This is a genomic window from Maribacter algae (assembly GCF_047345745.1).
GTDB lineage: Bacteria > Bacteroidota > Bacteroidia > Flavobacteriales > Flavobacteriaceae > Maribacter.
Window position 1 is genome coordinate 120,390 of sequence record NZ_JBLFES010000004.1, and the last position, 17,049, is coordinate 137,438.

Sequence of the window (17,049 nt, forward strand, 5' to 3'; positions counted from 1 at the left end):
AACCAACAACTATAAAACAAATGAGCGGTTATGATCAAATCTTTTTAGTTGACGACCATGATATGACGAATGTCATGCATAAAATCTTCTTCAAAAAATTAGGCTTGGACAGCAAAATAACAACATTTACAAATCCTGAGGTGGCATTGAATCAATTAAGAACCTTCAAAAAAGAAAAAATTGATTTGTTGATGTTTTTAGATTTGAACATGCCGGAAATGAGTGGTTTTGAGCTTTTGGAAATACTTCGTAAGGAAAACTTTCCTACCACTTTTCAAGTAATTATTGTAACCTCATCTATATCGCCCCTAGACCGGGCTAAATCAGAAAAATATCATGAATTTGTCAAAGGTTTTGTGACAAAACCCATGCGACCGGATACCCTCAAAGAAATCACAGGCAATCTTTTAAGAACGGGATAATGTCCATCATTAGAACGTAAAAATCTAAATTTTGTATCAGTTAATCATATGCACAGGGATTACTTCAACTTTTTTAAAAATATCAACTTCAAAACGCTTAAAAAAATGCTTTTCTATGGTTTTATCATAGTGGGGCTGGTTACCGTTGCTAGTACTTGTGCTATTATATTTCTGTTGGACAAAAGACAAAATGATGCCAAGATTATTAATATGGCGGGTATGCAAAGAGCATTAAGCCAAAAAATAACCAAGAATATATATGTATCACAACTAAATGAATCCAAACCCAATGTACTATCTGAAGATGCTAAGCAATTTATGCTTGTGCACAATGCATTCTTAAATGGTGATACTGCATTGAATATTTCCAAATTAGAAAACAAGGAAGCGGATAGTATTTTAAATACCATTAATGTATATCAAAAAAACATCTATCATTTGGCCACTTTATCAAAATCTCAAATACCCAGTTCCAATGAACTTAACGCCTTGAAAATTTGGGAAGGAAAATTCTTGGCGGGTATGGATGAGATAGTTCACCGGCTAGAGTTGGATGCTTCGAATAAAATCAAAAAAATACAATACTTTTCTACAGTACTTGGATTTGCCACGCTTACCTTCTCGATCATTCTTTTCGTTTTCTTCATTAAACCCATATTTAGCGGCGTGAAGACTTTAAATGAAGAAAAGAAAATGCAAAAAGATCGTTTAAAATCCATCTTGGAAAATACGCCGAACGCCATATGGTCTGTTGATACAAATTTTGTCCTGTTGGCGCATAATTCGGCATTTACCGATTTTTTAAGAGACACGCACACAAAACCTATCGGGATAGGTGAATCATTGGAAGCTGAAATTCCCATGCAATCAAAAAAACAATATTATAAGGCTTTTAACGGCCAAAGTTTTAGGCGTGATATCGCATTGACGAACGTGGATGGAAACGTAATCCATAGCGAACTCTATTTTAATCCTATATACAATCAGAAGGGCGAAGTCACCGGATGCAGTATTTATAAAAACGACATCACCGAAAGAGTAAGAATTTTTGAGAACCTCAAAAAAAGTGAAGAGAGTTTAAAAGAAGCCCAAGAGATAGGAAATATTGGCAATTGGGACTTTGATGTTGAATCTGAGCGCATTATCTGGTCAAATCAATTATACAAAGTATTTGGGCAGGACGAGGAAACTTTTAAGACCGACTTTGAGAATCTTTTGTCCATCATCCATCCAGATGATCGCCAAGCATTTCAAGACGATGTTACCATGTGTTTGGAAAGAAAAAAGGAACACGATATTATTTACAGAGTAATTTCAAAAGAGAAAGAGATACGCTATGTTCATGGTAAAGGAATAGCTTTTTTTAAGGAAGATGGTACACCGTTCAGAATGATAGGAACTACACAGAATGTTACGGAAAGGGAAGAAATAAAGCAAAAATTGATAGCACAGTACAATGAACTCCAAAATTTCGTTTACATTATTTCACATAATGTAAGGTCACCTATTGCCACTTTACAGGCATTGACCTATATTTTTGATGAAAAAAATACGGAAGTAAACTCGCAAGTCATTGAAAACATACGAACAACGGTAAACGCTTTAGACCAGACCATTATAGACCTCAATACGGCATTGAATCTTCAGGACATTTCCGAATTGGACTTTACACAGGTTGACTTAAAAGGTGTTTTAAGCGATATAGAATTATTAATGGCCAAGCAGATTAGTGAAAGTAAGGCCAAAATTATTACTGATTTATCCGAAGCACCAACTTTACCAGGAATTAAGAGTTATTATACCAACATTCTATATAATCTTATAAACAACGCCATTAGTTACCGTTCTGAAAAAAGAACTCCCATAATCAAGATTTCCACTAGAAAAAATGAGGCTGGCGAATTTGTAATAAGAGTATCCGACAATGGTATGGGAATGAATTTAAATAATGAGAAACGAAAAAAAATATTTGATATGTACGGGCGCCTCAGCGGAAAAACGCAGGGCAAGGGTATGGGCCTTTATCTGGTAAAAACACAGGTCAGTGTTATGAACGGCAGCATAAATGTTGAAAGCAAACCTGATGAAGGCAGTATTTTTACTATCAATCTAAAAAATAAGACACTATCGGAACTACTGGTCACCAGTTAATTTTAAATGTATAAGATTACAAGCAAAAAAACCATAACTATCGCTTAAAAGTAAAATAATGACAAAGTACAATTCCATTTATTTAGTAGACGATCATGACATCATGAATCACTTGCACAATATAATTCTAAAGAATCTGGATTTACAGGAGAGGACCAAAACATTCTCCAATCCTGAAAAAGCGCTGGAAGATTTAAGATTGCATAAGAATGACGGGCAACTAACTTTAGTGCTTCTAGATTTAAATATGCCAGAGATGTCAGGCTTTGATTTTTTGGATATCCTCACAGAGGAGAATTTCCCCAATACCATAGATGTTGTCATATTGACCTCCTCTATCTCTCATTTTGACAAAGAGGAGTCGGAGAAATATCCAAAGTTTGTAAAGGACTTTGTAACCAAACCTTTGAATTTTGATAGCCTAAAGCCGTTGACCGAATACATCACTAAGGCCATCTAAGGATCAATACTTCTTTTCAAGGACGCTACGCATCGCTTTTGCCTTGACCAAACATTCCTCATACTCTTTGATAGGTATGGATTTTGCCGTAATGGCACTCCCAACCGAATAGGATAGATAGCGTTCCGTTTCGTTATAGAGTACGGTTCGTATGACAACATTAAAATCAAAATCGGAATCGGGCGTAAAATAACCTACCGCTCCGCTGTAAACTCCTCGCTTAAAAGATTCCAATGCTTCGATGATGTTCATGGCAGCAATTTTGGGAGCACCAGTCATACTTCCCATAGGAAACGATTCTTTGATCACATCAACCGGATGCGTGCCTTCTTTCATGTGGCTGGTTACCGTAGATATCATTTGATGTACTTGCTCAAAGGAATAGGCCTTACACAATTCATCTACCGCAACACTTCCCTTTTGTGCCGTTTTGGATAGATCGTTGCGCACCAAATCAACTATCATAATATTTTCGGCCCTTTCCTTCTCGTCTTTCTGTAAATTATTTTTCAAATGCTCGTCCTCAACTTTATCCAAGGCACGTGGAGCAGTTCCTTTAATGGGCTGTGAAATAATCTTGTATCCTATTTTCTTAAGATATCTTTCCGGGCTGGCACTTATAATATATTTGTCAAATAATTTCACATAAGTGGCGAAAGGACTTTTGGATATTTTATTTAATTCTTTATAAACATTTAATGCATCTAAAATGACATCCGCTGCATAGAATTCTTGGCAAAAGTTAGCTTCATAAATATTTCCCTGATAAATATGTTCAAGCATTTTAGCAACCTTCTTAAAATATTCATCTTTAAAAATTCGCATTTTTATATGGATGTCCCCTGTTGCCATAGGACTATTGGTAATAGTCTCATTATTCACAATATGATCGTAGTCTGTCTGAATCTCCTCGGAAACCATATTCAAATAAAGAAACTCTGCCTGATTGCCAATGAGCTTTATAATTTTCTTAGGTTGAAAAAAATAAAGATCGGGAAATTTTAAACCATCCCTGTTTTGTGATTTTAAATCCTCTGTATCATTTTTAAGATCATAAGATAGATAGCCAAAAATCCAATCCCTTGTTTGGGATTGGTACTCTTTTAAATCATCGAAAGCATTTGTGTGATCCGTAGTTATAGCAGTAAGACCATCGACCGCTAGGACAGCATCAAAAGAAGAATAATTTCCTCGGTGTTGGTTACTATCCAGCCAAACGGCTTCATCATGTTCATTTCCCCAGTTTAAAAGGGAATTTTTGAACGATTTTAAATGGGTTACCTTAAAAACTTTCCTTGTTCTCAATTATGATTGGGTTGCATCCAAGAAATTTTTCAGCACCGTAGCATGCTCTTGTGCTAACTTTTCATCGGTTATTCCTGCTTCAACGCTAAAATTATCATTAAAGCTTGGTAGTGAAAAGGTATCCGTAATTTCCGCTTCAAATCTGGAAAGCAGTTTTTCGGAAATCTCCAAGGAACTCTTAGCGCCACGCTTACCGGGAGAAGTGGCCATCAACAATACTTTTTTGCCGGAAATAAATTTCTTGTCCAATCTGGATAGCCAATCGATCACATTTTTGAAATAGGCAGAAGGATTGCTGTTATGTTCATTTACGGAAAGGATTATCCCAGAAGCATTTTGCACATCATTCTTGAACTCGACAAGCGAGTTGGAAAAACCGTTTTCCTTTTCATAATCCTCACTGTACATTGGAAAAGGATAGTTGGTCATATTCAATAACTTGGTCTCAAAAGAAGTTGTTAAAGAAATCGTATGGCGAACCAACTTAAAATTGATGGAAGTAGAAGAATTGCTTCCGGCAAAACCTAGAATGTATGACATATTGTATAAATTAAAAATCGCTCACGAAAATAAACCAAATACTATCCAGTTGCCAGTATTTTGTCTAATTTTGCCGCGCATAACATCCAAACATACTGTTAATTAAGTATATAGGAATAGTTATTTGAATATACTATGGGTACGAATAAAACGCGATTGTATTTTATTGATGCCATACGCGCATGGGCCATTCTAATGATGCTTCAAGGTCATTTTATAGATGGGCTTTTGGACAACGCATTTAGGGACAATTCTAATTTTGTTTTTTCGGTATGGCAGTATTTTAGAGGTATCACGGCCCCAGTTTTCTTTACGGTCTCTGGATTTATTTTTACGTATCTACTCATAAAAGTTCCGCAAGTAGGATGGGACAATCCAAGGGTTAAAAAAGGATTAAGAAGGGGGGTTCAACTATTGATAATCGGATATTTATTAAGATTGAACATCCTTGGCCTATTCGTGGGCGAGGTCTATCACGGTTTTTACTTGGTAGATGTGTTACACTGCATTGGGCTTTCTATTATAGGAATTATCGGAGCCTATGTATTGACGGCCAATTTCAAAAAATGGGTTTTCCCATTTTTGCTGTTGTTCGTAACACTTATTCTATTTGTTTTTGAACCATTGTACAAAGAGGCCAATTTTCATTTACTGCCGCAAGCCCTTGCAAATTATTTCACAAAGAGCAATGGTTCCGTTTTCACCATTTTGCCCTGGTTTGGTTATGCTACGCTCGGCGGGTTTATATCGGTCTTATTTTCAGGTTTCAAGAACCACAAGTATTTATATCCGGTGGCCATTCCTATGTTTCTGATAATAGGTAGTATCATAATTTTCTTTTCTTCGGATTTCTTTTTAGCACTCTCAGGATATACAGGAATCCAATTGTTCGCAGATATTTTCTTTAACAATTATCTTTTTATTCGATTAGGGGATGTACTTGTCGTTTTTGCCATATTCATGTTATTCCGAAAATTCTTGACCAATAGGACCGGTTTGAGATTGGGGCAAAACACCTTATCCATTTATGTAATCCATTTCATCATTCTATATGGAAGCTTTACAGGATTGGGATTATATGGTTTTTTTCATCATTCGCTAAGTCCTTGGCCGGTTATTCTCGGGGCCAGCGTTTTTATGATAAGTTGCTCCTACCTAGCATTAAAATATGAGGATAATGAAGTTTTGATAAAGCGTAATACAAACTACATTCTTAAAAATATCAATATTGCAATACAGCAAGCTTTTCTTATTGTTTTTGCAACATTGAGGACCGTTATCGTAAAAGTACTTCGCTTATTTGGAATGGCTAAAAATTAATCGCCCCTTTGGCCAGTTTCTTTCTTTTGGTATAAATTCACAAAAAAAAGAAATATGAGCGAAAAAGAATATGCCCCAATAGCAGTAGACTTAGAAAAAGACAAACGGTACGCATGGTGTACCTGTAGCCATAGCGAAAATCAACCTTTTTGCGATGGTTCGCATCGAGCGCACAACGCAACGCCCTCTTTAAGTTTTAGCGTAGAAGAAGATAAACAGGCCTATCTATGTACCTGTAAGAAAACCGGTAATCCGCCCTATTGTGATGGGAGTCACAAGAATTGATCTATAAGAATTCGCAACGACCTTACGTTAAATTGTAGTTAAACTGTTAGTCCCTTTATTCTCGTACGACCTAAGGGTAAAATTGCTTTATGTTTTCGTTTCCCAGATTGTTCGTGATAATCTGTTTTTCAATTAGTCTTATAACTAGCTTCATCTATCTAGAAAAATCAAGTGAGGGTATATCTCCTGTCAATAATCATACTTTTCAATCCAAGAAAAAAGTAACTGTTGATGATTTTTTTAAACTATTGACCAGCGATGATAAAAATGTACGAAACGCTATAATTGACAAGATTGATAAAAATTGGGACGAAAGCCTGGAAATCTTTGTTCTGGAAACCATTTATTTTTCTAGAGACCTTGAGCTCGATAATAAACTATCAGTACTCTTTAGTAAAAAGACCGGGCAGAAAAGAATAAAAAGTTTTGATTCTTGGTTTCAATACATTTGGAACAAGAAAGCAACATATCCAAATGAATATTTCGAGTTCAAGGCAAGAATCCATCAAAACATCGACTCGAAATTTTATAATTACTTTTCGAACAGGTCCGAGCAAAGTGTAATTCGTTTGGACGAGGTACGCTGGGGCGGTGTATTACAGGATGGCATACCTCCTCTGAGAAACCCGGAAATGATTACCGCGGACAGTGCAAATTATTTGGACGATGACAATATCGTATTCGGTATAGAAGTTAACGGGGATGCCAGAGCCTACCCAAAACGGATATTGGCTTGGCATGAAATGTTCGTAGATACCGTAGGTGATGTTCCTGTTGCCGGTGTCTATTGTACGTTATGCGGAACCGTTATTCTATACAAAACAGAGCATGAAGGTGTTAACTATAAATTGGGAACCAGTGGTTTTCTATATCGCTCCAATAAACTTATGTATGATAAAAAAACGCAATCTTTATGGAGTACTTTAGAGGGTGAGCCGGTAATTGGGCCTTTGGTCGGTAAAGGGATAACCTTGGATTATTTGAGTGTAGTGACGACCACTTGGGGCGAATGGAAAAAATTACATCCAGAAACAAGTGTTTTATCCTTAAAAACTGGCCATAGAAGAGACTATGGGGAAGGTGTTGCCTACAAATCCTATTTTGCAACGGATGATTTAATGTTTACCATCCCTAAAATAGATACTTCCTTAAAAAACAAGGATGAAATCCTAGCGCTTAGACTTCCCGAAGAAACTGATGAAAATATAGCCATATCCAGCAAGTATCTAAGAAAGAACCCTATTTATAGTGCCGCGTTGGGTGATATTCCATTTACGGTTTTTACCGATAAGAGTGGAGCCCACCGCATGTTTTTCACGAAGGGGAAAAAATTCAAGAGTTATGATAGAGCAACAAAAGCCGTTGATGAAAACGGAATACAATGGACGATATCCGAGAATAAAATGACAAGCGAAAATGGAGACAGATTAGAACGTTTTCCTACTCACAATGCTTTTTGGTTTGGTTATAAAGCAGCATTTCCAGATACAAAACTGATAAAGTAGTGAGAAAAAACGACTCTAACCAAAGACCCCGATGCCTAAAAAGCATCGGGGTCTTTGGTTTCTTTACTATATTTCCTCTAAACGTGCAAAGCTCTATCTCCCGTCGCCGCCAGTGCAGCTTCTTTCACGGCTTCCGCGTAGGTTGGGTGCGCATGGCTCATCCTAGCAATATCCTCTGCAGATGCCCTGAATTCCATAGCGGTAACGGCTTCCGTAATCAAATCCGCACAACGCGCTCCTATCATGTGAACGCCCAAAACTTCATCGGTCTCCTTGTCTGCCAATATTTTTACAAATCCCTCTATATCCATACTCGCTCTAGAGCGACCTAAGGCACGCATGGGAAACTGACCCACTTTATAAGCAATTCCGGCTTCTTTCAATTCTTCCTCGGTTTTTCCTACCGCAGCGACCTCAGGCCATGTGTAAACCACTCCTGGGATTAAATTATAATCAATGTGCGGTTTTTGTCCTGCCAATTGTTCCGCCACCAGCGTTCCCTCTTCTTCAGCTTTGTGGGCAAGCATAGCTCCTTTCACAACATCACCAATGGCGTAGATATTATCCACATTCGTTTTGAGGTGGCTGTCGACTTCTACTCTACCCTTACCATCTAATTTTACTCCGGCCGCTTCAAGATTAAGACCATCGGTATAAGGTCTTCTCCCTACCGAAACCAAACAATAATCACCTTCAAAAACGACTTCTTGCCCTTTTTTATCATCGGCTTTGACAGTGACTTTATCACCCTTTCTTTCAACCGACTTCACTCTGTGCGAAAGGGCGAATTTTATTTTTTGCTTTTTCAGCACTTTCATCAATTCTTTTGAAAGTGCGGCGTCCATTCCGGGAATGATACGGTCCATATATTCCACTACGGTTACCTCGGCACCTAGCCTCTTGTACACTTGCCCTAATTCCAATCCAATGACCCCACCGCCGATAATCACCATGTGCTTTGGGATTTCTTTTAGTTTCAAGGCTTCGGTGGAAGTGATGATTCGTTCTTTATCGATTTTTATAAAAGGAAGTGTTGCCGGTTTTGAACCCGTAGCAATAATGATATGTTTAGCTTCTATAGTCTCCGTTTTCCCATCGTTCTTCTTAATGTCTATGTGGGTGGCATCCTTAAAACTTCCTAAACCTTCAAAAACTTCAATTTTATTTTTGTCCATCAAAAATTGAATCCCTTTGGTGGTCATGTCCACTACGCCCTGCTTACGGGCGATCATCTTGTCCAAATTCACTTTTACTTCGCCGGGAATTTCAATACCATGTTCCTCAAAATGTTTTACGGCATCTTCATAATGATGCGAAGAATCCAATAGTGCTTTAGAAGGAATACAACCCACATTTAAGCAGGTTCCGCCTAACGTGGAATATTTTTCAATTATTGCGGTTTTCATTCCCAATTGTGCGCATCGTATGGCAGCTACATATCCTCCAGGTCCCGAGCCTATTACGGCTACATCATATTGATTCATATAAATGGATTAATTTCTGTTAATTCGTTGTACAAAAGTACAAATGTTTTAGGGGAGAACAAGACGATAAAATAGCTTATTCATACGGTAACGGAATAGCCGTGGAATGTTTTACCTCTTTGATGGTAAAGGAGCTCTGGGTGCTTCCTATATGTTGTATTGCTGTTAATTTGGTGACCATAAAATTCCGATAGGCTTCCATGTCGCTCACATGTATTTTTAACAAATAATCATAATCTCCACTAAGGTGATGGCACTCCACTACTTCTTCCAATCTAAACACTTCCCTTTCAAACCGTTGAATGTTTTCCTTGGTATGTTGTACCAATTTTACGTGGCAAAACACTGTAAAATTCCGGTCCACTTTATTTTTATCGACCAAGGCAACATAACTCCCAATGATTTCCAATCTTTCCAAACGTTTTATGCGTTCATAAACAGCTGTATTTGAAAGTTTTAGCTTTTGAGCGTATGCCTTAGTGGTCTTTTTACAATCCTCCTGCAATAGCGCTAAAAGTTTAATATCCGTATTGTCCAGTTTCATAGTTATTTATTTTCATCAGAATTGATTATAACACCATAATTTTAGATTTATAATCTAAAATTAGTCAAATAACAGAATCAAAATCTATATTAATCATTTTATATTGATATAAAACCTATATAATTCTATTTTTATACATAAATTTTCGTGATATGAGTAAGAAAGCTGCAAACGATTTACAGGATTTACAATATTTTGGGGAGTACGGTGGTGTTAATCCCTCTATTTCCGATTCTTCCACGTATACTTTTCTATCGGCAAAAACAATGTTCGATACTTTTGAGGGAAACACGGAAGGCTGTTACTTATATTCCAGGCACTCCTCCCCTTCCAATCTTTATCTTGGGGAAGCTTTGGCCGCTTTGGAAGGTACCGAAACCGCCAATGTTTATGCTAGTGGTATGGGCGCTATTACCTCAGTAATTCTTCAATTATGCAATGCAAATGAGCATATTGTGAGCAGCCGAACCGTTTATGGTGGTACTTATGCCTTTATGAAGAATTTTTTGAAAAAGCTACACATCAAAACCTCCTTTTTGGATATTACCGATCTGGATGCCGTAGCAAAGTCCATAACGCCCGAGACCAAAATGATATATTGTGAAAGTGTAAGCAACCCTTTGTTGGAGGTTGCGGATATTGCTGCGCTTTCAAAAATTGCCAAAGCACATCATATTCCATTGGTGGTGGACAATACCTTTTCACCATTATCTATTTCTCCGGCAAAATTAGGTGCCGATATTGTTGTTCATAGCCTAACCAAATTTATAAATGGTACGAGTGATGCGGTAGCTGGCGTTGTTTGTGGTACTACAGATTTTTGTTTGAGCCTTAAGGATGTGAACAGCGGAGCGGGAATGCTTCTGGGTAGCACATTGGATAGTTTGCGTGCCGCCTCTATCTTAAAGAACATGCGCACGTTGCACATCCGTATGAAAAAGCACAGTGAAAACGCTCAATTTCTAGCTGAAAAGTTTGAAGCGGATGATTTACGAATTGTATATCCCGGGCTTCCTTCCCATCCCGGACATTTGGTGATGGAAGATCAAATGAACCCTCAATATGGTTTTGGAGGTTTATTAACGATGGATGTAGGTTCACTGAAAAATGCCAACAATCTCATGGAACGCATGCAAGACCGGAAATTAGGATATCTAGCGGTCAGCCTCGGTTTTTACAAAACACTGTTCAGCGCTCCCGGTACCTCTACCTCTTCTGAAATTCCTTTGGAGGAACAAGAAGAAATGGGCTTAGGGGATGGGTTGATTCGTTTTTCCATAGGATTGGATGACGATATTGAAAGAACCTATGAATTAATGAAGTCTTGTATGCAGGATTTAAAATTGTTACATCCTAATGTAGAAAAGGTCTAGCGGTTTCAAAATTGTGGTTTGCACATCCTTTGCATAAGTTGTAATATTACGGCATAATTAATTAGATTTTAATGGCGGGCACAAACCAGGACCAACACAGACAAAATGAAAACATTGTTGAAAATAGAGAGCTTAGTATTTGGGAAGCGTTAATACCCGTTATCGCTTTAGTTGGAATGCTGGCTTACAATGTTTACGTGTTTGGCGATGATGCTTTGAGCGGGTCCAATCAATTTGTGTTGCTTTTAGGTGGTGCCGTTGCGGCCATCGTTGGATTTTTCAATAAGGTTCCCTATAAACAAATGCTAAAAGAGGTAGCCGAAAATGTGAAGTCGACTACGGGTGCCTTATTAATTCTATTAATGGTCGGAGCCTTGGCAGGAACTTGGCTCATAAGTGGTATTATACCTGCCATGATCTATTATGGACTGCAAATTTTAAATCCAACGATTTTTTTAGCGGCATGCGTTATTATATGTGCTATCATTTCAATTGCTACGGGCAGTAGTTGGACAACCGCCGCAACAGTAGGTATCGCTTTAATAGGTATTGGAAATGCTTTGGGAATATCTTTGGGAATGACGGCGGGAGCCGTATTGTCAGGGGCCTATTTCGGGGACAAACTTTCTCCGTTGAGCGATACTACCAATTTGGCGCCTGCCATGGCGGGAGGGGAATTGTTCGACCATATAAAGTACATGCTATGGACTACCGTTCCAACCGTTACGGTAACACTTTTGGTATTCATCATCATTGGCCTTAATATTGATACAAGTGGAGAGGCAGATGTAGATGCTATTTTATCCTCTATAGATACTTCTTTCAATATTAACGGATGGTTATTTATAGTACCTGTTGTAGTAGTGGCACTCATCGTGAAAAAAACACCGCCTTTGGCCGCTTTGTTGGTAGGGACTTTATTGGGCGCAGTTTTTGCACTGATTTTTCAACCCGAAGTGGTCGCCGGCATTACGGGTGCTAAAGATTTGAATTTTCAAACAGCTTACAAAGGTATTTTAAAAGCGATAACCGTAAATACGACCATTCCTACGGAAAATGAATTGCTGGCCGACTTATTTTCCGCAAAGGGTATGTCCGGAATGTTGGGCACCATATGGCTCATTGTTTGTGCCATGGTTTTTGGCGGAATCATGGATGGTATCGGGGCTTTATCACGAATTACCAAAGGTCTCTTGTCAATGGCCAAGTCCACGTTTAGTCTTTTCGCAAGTACGGTAGGAAGCTGTCTAGCATTGAATGTTACCGCATCCGACCAGTACTTGGCAATAGTAGTTCCTGGAAAGATGTTCAGTAAAGCATACGAAGACAAAGGTTTGGCCCCCGAAAACTTAAGTAGAACCCTAGAGGATTCCGGAACGGTAACATCGGTTTTAATCCCTTGGAACACTTGCGGCGCGTATCACAGTGGTGTTCTTGGTGTTAGTGTAGCAGAATATTTCGTTTATGCTATCTTTAATTGGTTAAGTCCTATCATGACCCTAATCTTTGCCGCTTTGAATATCAAAATAAAAAAATTGGTATCGCCATCTGGCAACTAAACCAGGTTTGGGCAAAAATGTGTTGCATCAAATTTTAACCAATAATTTTGATGTAATGCTTCCATTATCCTATTGTTATTTTTTAATTTCACGCTATAATTCAAAACAAAAAATATGGCATCTGTTACCTTAAAAGGAAATACGATAAACACATTGGGAACTTTACCTGCTGTAGGAAGTAAGGCCCCTGATTTTCAATTGACAAAAAATGATCTATCTAGTGTAAAACTTTCAGACTACGAGGGTTCTAGAGTAGTGCTAAACATATTTCCAAGTGTGGATACCGGTACCTGTGCCCAATCGGTGAGACAGTTCAACCAAGAAGCGGCAGAATTGGATAATACCATGGTACTCTGTATCTCTAAAGACCTACCGTTTGCACAGGCACGTTTCTGTGGTGCGGAAGGAATTGAGAATGTGGAAATGTTATCGGATTTTAGGGACGGGAACTTTGGCAAGGCATACAACTTGGAATTCACGGACGGTCCATTGGCTCCTTTACACTCAAGAGCAGTGGTGGTTATCGATGAAAACGGAAAAGTGCTCTATAATGAGCAAGTGCCCGAAATTGTTGACGAACCAAATTACAAGGCTGCTTTGGAGTCTTTAATGACCTCATAAGCACTTATTAAATGTCCAAAGAATCTTTCTTGGCCAATCGGCTTAAAAGTATTGGTTTTGCACTTCGTGGTGCGCTACTGCTCATCAGGACCGAAGCCAGTATAAAAATTCAGGTTTTCATAACGTTGATAATGACCGCTGCAGGTTTTTATTTCGAAATTTCAAATACCGAATGGGTATTGCAGATTTTGGCAATCGCACTGGTTTTGGGTGTGGAAGGCATGAATACAGCGGTGGAAAAACTATCCGATTTTGTACAACCGGAATTTGATTCCAAGATTGGATTCATAAAGGATGTTTCGGCCGGGGCGGTGATGCTCGTTTCCATAGCAGCAACGGTTATTGGATGCATCATCTATTTTCCTAAGATTTTTTAAATCCACTATCCCGTTCGCTTAGGGCGTAAATTTGTAATTTAGCCCTCAGAATAAAAGATTTCATGGCAAGAAAGGCAACCAAAAAAAAGCCAAAACCAGTTAAAAAAAGGTCTCCGTTTAAACTGTCCAAGCAAAATAAAATTATTTTGGGTAGTCTTTTGGCACTTTTCAGCATTGCCCTATTTTTCTCATTTGTTTCCTTTTATTTTACTTGGCAAGACGACCAAAGCCTTCTTTCTGAATTTAAGGACAGAAATGCGGAAGCCAAAAACCTCCTGAACAAATTTGGGGCCAGCGTAAGCCATTTCTTTGTATATAAAGGATTTGGAATAGCCTCATTGATCATTCCTTTTTTAATATGCTTAACGGGCATTTATATGTTCTTGGGCTTGGATAAAAAAGGATTGATCAAAAGATGGATTTGGGGATTGTTGTTTCTTATCTGGATTTCCGTGGCGTTTGGCTTTTTTGCCATAGATAGCCCACTGTTAGGGGGTTTGGTAGGCTATGAAATGAATGATTTTTTACAGGATTATACCGGTAAAATAGGTGTTCTTTTGCTTTTGGTTTTCGGTTTGATCTTTATTTTGGTACGATTGTTCAATATTACACCTGACGGTGTAGCTGAATTTTTCAAATCGAAGAAAATAGCGCTCGCATCGGAATTCAAATCGAAAAAATCCACTTCTTCCACTACGGATACCGTTATGTTGGAAACAGAAGATGAAACGCCGATAGTAGTAGATACCTACACCCATAAAAAAGATATACCTGCTTTAGGAAAAGAACCTGAAAAAGACAATTTTGAGATTACTCATCCTCCAGCCGAGGAATCGGACGAACAATTGGCTATGGAGGTTGAAAAAGTGGTCGAAGAAAAAGAAGAAACGGATGTTCTTGCCGAAAAATTGGTGGACGATTTCGGGGAATTTGACCCTACTTTGGAATTGGGCAACTATAAATTTCCAACCTTGGATTTGCTTGACCAGCACGGAGCTACCGGAGGCATCACCATCAACCAAGAGGAACTAGAGGAGAACAAGAACAGAATTGTAGACACCCTAAAAAACTATAAAATTGGTATTGCGCAAATAAAGGCGACCATAGGACCTACCGTTACCTTATACGAAATTGTTCCCGAGGCTGGAGTGCGCATCTCAAAAATCAAAAATCTAGAGGACGATATTGCACTTTCATTAGCCGCATTGGGCATACGGATTATTGCGCCTATTCCCGGAAAAGGCACTATCGGTATTGAAGTACCGAACAAGAATGCGACTATTGTTTCCATGCGTTCCGCTATCGCTTCCAGCAAATTTCAAAAAGCGGAAATGGAACTGCCCATCGCTTTCGGGAAAACGATCAGCAACGAAACCTTTGTGGTGGATTTGGCCAAAATGCCCCACTTGTTAATGGCAGGAGCCACAGGGCAAGGTAAATCCGTCGGGTTAAATGCCGTATTGACATCGCTCCTATACAAAAAACATCCCGCGGAAGTAAAGTTTATATTGGTCGATCCAAAAAAGGTAGAACTCACGCTTTACAATAAAATCGAAAGGCATTTCTTGGCAAAACTTCCGGATTCCGAGGAAGCAATTATTACGGATAACACCAAGGTAATCAATACATTGAACTCGCTTTGTATTGAAATGGATAACCGGTACGAATTGTTGAAAACAGCAATGGTTCGAAATTTAAAAGAATACAATGCCAAGTTTAAGGCCCGTAAGTTAAACCCGAATGATGGGCACAAATTCTTGCCTTACATTGTTCTGGTGATAGACGAGTTTGCAGATTTGATCATGACCGCCGGTAAAGAGGTAGAAACCCCCGTGGCGAGATTGGCACAGTTGGCAAGAGCTATCGGAATCCACTTGATTATTGCCACACAAAGGCCTTCAGTAAATGTAATTACGGGGCTTATAAAGGCAAATTTCCCGGCGCGCATTGCTTTTAGGGTAACCTCAAAAATAGATTCCAGGACCATTCTAGACGCTCAGGGAGCCGATCAATTGATCGGTCGCGGTGATATGTTGTTTACCCAGGGGAATGATGTCACCCGTATTCAATGTGCTTTCGTAGACACTCCTGAAGTGGCCAAAATAACGGAATACATAGGCAGTCAACGTGCATATCCTGAAGCGCACGAGCTTCCCGAATATGTTGGGGAAGAATCTGGCACAAGTCTTGATATTGATATTGCCGATAGGGATAAACTGTTCCGCGAAGCGGCAGAAGTCATCGTCATCGCACAACAAGGTTCGGCCTCATTGATTCAGCGGAAACTGAAATTAGGCTATAATCGTGCAGGGCGTATCGTTGACCAATTGGAGGCAGCAGGAATTGTGGGCCCTTTTGAAGGAAGTAAGGCAAGACAGGTGCTTATCCCTGATATGATTGCTTTGGAACAATTTTTTGATAACGAAAAGAATTAATTAAGAATGAAAAAAATTACACTATTGTTCATTGGAATAGTATCCATGCACATGGCTACGGCGCAAGATGCCCAAAAAGCAAAGGCCTTATTGGATGAAGTTTATAACAAGGTTAAAGGTTACGACAACATTTTTGTCGATTTTAAATTCGACCTGAAAAATACAGAAGCCGGAATCAATCAAGAAACAAGAGGAGATGTTACCTTGGCCGGGGATAAGTATCTTTTTAATTATTTGGGCTCCCAACAACTGTTCGATGGCAGCAAGGTTTACACCATAGTCCCCGAAAACGAAGAAGTTACTATTGAAAATCCGTCAGATGATGGCGATGCAATGACGCCATCAAAAATGCTCACATTTTATCAAGATGGACATAATTATGCATGGGACATCCTTCAAAACGTGGAGGGTAGAAAAATTCAGTATGTAAAATTGACCCCTATCGATTCCGATACAGAGATAAAATCCAGATTATTGGGAATAGATGTTGGTACAAAACACATTTATCGCCTTATCGAAACAGGCAAAAATGGTACCGTTACGACCATTACTGTTAATTCTTTTAAAACGGATCAACCTTTGTCGAAAACCTTATTTACTTTTGATGAAGCCAAGTACGAGGACGAAGGGTATTACATCATTAGAAATTAGGATATTTGAGAATTCTA

At 38.7% G+C, this 17,049-nt stretch carries 16 protein-coding genes; 12 read left to right on the top strand and 4 right to left on the bottom strand.

Translation table 11 applies throughout. The annotated features are described in order from the left end of the window. The first annotated feature begins 20 nt into the window (after positions 1-20). The 3 genes from ACKWBX_RS15115 (at position 21) to ACKWBX_RS15125 (ending at position 3,033) form a co-directional block, all read left to right on the top strand. Positions 21-422 (top strand): response regulator, encoded by a 402-nt coding sequence (locus ACKWBX_RS15115; RefSeq protein WP_413969557.1) that lies wholly within the window; start codon positions 21-23, stop codon positions 420-422. A gap of 105 nt (positions 423-527) precedes the next feature. Further along, on the top strand, positions 528-2,573 hold the full coding sequence (locus ACKWBX_RS15120) for a PAS domain-containing protein (protein WP_413969558.1): 2,046 nt from the start codon (positions 528-530) through the stop codon (positions 2,571-2,573). Between the two features lie 58 nt (positions 2,574-2,631). Next, entirely contained in the window at positions 2,632-3,033 is a 402-nt protein-coding gene (locus ACKWBX_RS15125; protein ID WP_413969559.1) for a response regulator, read from the top strand. 3 nt (positions 3,034-3,036) lie between these two features. Here the strand turns inward: ACKWBX_RS15125 and ACKWBX_RS15130 are convergent, their stop codons facing one another. Together ACKWBX_RS15130 and ACKWBX_RS15135 are read right to left on the bottom strand one after the other, a co-directional pair. After that, positions 3,037-4,338, bottom strand: coding sequence for an anthranilate synthase component I family protein (locus ACKWBX_RS15130; RefSeq protein ID WP_413969560.1), 1,302 nt, complete (start codon positions 4,336-4,338; stop codon positions 3,037-3,039). Next, positions 4,339-4,878, bottom strand: coding sequence for an NADPH-dependent FMN reductase (locus ACKWBX_RS15135; protein WP_413969562.1), 540 nt, complete (start codon positions 4,876-4,878; stop codon positions 4,339-4,341). It lies immediately after the preceding gene. Between the two features lie 135 nt (positions 4,879-5,013). On the opposite strand from ACKWBX_RS15135, the gene ACKWBX_RS15140 reads away from it, so the two are divergent. From ACKWBX_RS15140 to ACKWBX_RS15150, 3 genes are all read left to right on the top strand, one after another. Further along, positions 5,014-6,198: a heparan-alpha-glucosaminide N-acetyltransferase domain-containing protein gene (locus ACKWBX_RS15140; RefSeq protein ID WP_413969563.1), complete on the top strand. Its 1,185-nt coding sequence runs from the start codon at positions 5,014-5,016 to the stop codon at positions 6,196-6,198. A 54-nt stretch (positions 6,199-6,252) separates the two neighbouring features. Next, positions 6,253-6,483: a CDGSH iron-sulfur domain-containing protein gene (locus ACKWBX_RS15145; protein WP_413969564.1), complete on the top strand. Its 231-nt coding sequence runs from the start codon at positions 6,253-6,255 to the stop codon at positions 6,481-6,483. A gap of 89 nt (positions 6,484-6,572) precedes the next feature. Beyond that, positions 6,573-7,988: a DUF3179 domain-containing protein gene (locus ACKWBX_RS15150; protein ID WP_413969565.1), complete on the top strand. Its 1,416-nt coding sequence runs from the start codon at positions 6,573-6,575 to the stop codon at positions 7,986-7,988. Between the two features lie 77 nt (positions 7,989-8,065). Here the strand turns inward: ACKWBX_RS15150 and lpdA are convergent, their stop codons facing one another. Together lpdA and ACKWBX_RS15160 are read right to left on the bottom strand one after the other, a co-directional pair. Beyond that, positions 8,066-9,472 (bottom strand): dihydrolipoyl dehydrogenase, encoded by a 1,407-nt coding sequence (gene lpdA, locus ACKWBX_RS15155; RefSeq protein WP_413969566.1) that lies wholly within the window; start codon positions 9,470-9,472, stop codon positions 8,066-8,068. A 76-nt stretch (positions 9,473-9,548) separates the two neighbouring features. Further along, positions 9,549-10,016: an Lrp/AsnC family transcriptional regulator gene (locus tag ACKWBX_RS15160; RefSeq protein WP_413969567.1), complete on the bottom strand. Its 468-nt coding sequence runs from the start codon at positions 10,014-10,016 to the stop codon at positions 9,549-9,551. Positions 10,017-10,168: 152 nt separating this feature from the next. Here ACKWBX_RS15160 and ACKWBX_RS15165 point away from each other — a divergent pair, with 152 nt between their 5' ends. From ACKWBX_RS15165 to ACKWBX_RS15190, 6 genes are all read left to right on the top strand, one after another. After that, complete coding sequence (locus tag ACKWBX_RS15165) at positions 10,169-11,389, top strand: aminotransferase class I/II-fold pyridoxal phosphate-dependent enzyme (RefSeq protein WP_413969568.1); 1,221 nt, start codon at positions 10,169-10,171, stop codon at positions 11,387-11,389. Positions 11,390-11,460: 71 nt separating this feature from the next. Next, positions 11,461-12,948 (top strand): Na+/H+ antiporter NhaC, encoded by a 1,488-nt coding sequence (nhaC, locus tag ACKWBX_RS15170; protein WP_413969569.1) that lies wholly within the window; start codon positions 11,461-11,463, stop codon positions 12,946-12,948. Between the two features lie 114 nt (positions 12,949-13,062). Beyond that, positions 13,063-13,569: a thiol peroxidase gene (gene tpx / locus ACKWBX_RS15175; protein ID WP_413969570.1), complete on the top strand. Its 507-nt coding sequence runs from the start codon at positions 13,063-13,065 to the stop codon at positions 13,567-13,569. 11 nt (positions 13,570-13,580) lie between these two features. Then, a complete protein-coding gene (locus ACKWBX_RS15180) occupies positions 13,581-13,946 on the top strand; it encodes a diacylglycerol kinase (protein WP_413969571.1) in 366 nt (121 codons plus the stop codon). A 62-nt stretch (positions 13,947-14,008) separates the two neighbouring features. Further along, on the top strand, positions 14,009-16,381 hold the full coding sequence (locus ACKWBX_RS15185) for an FtsK/SpoIIIE family DNA translocase (protein WP_413969572.1): 2,373 nt from the start codon (positions 14,009-14,011) through the stop codon (positions 16,379-16,381). A gap of 6 nt (positions 16,382-16,387) precedes the next feature. Further along, the gene (locus ACKWBX_RS15190) at positions 16,388-17,032 is read left to right on the top strand and encodes an outer membrane lipoprotein periplasmic chaperone LolA1 (protein WP_413969573.1); all 645 of its coding nucleotides are present in this window, start codon (positions 16,388-16,390) and stop codon (positions 17,030-17,032) included. Positions 17,033-17,049: the final 17 nt, after the last annotated feature.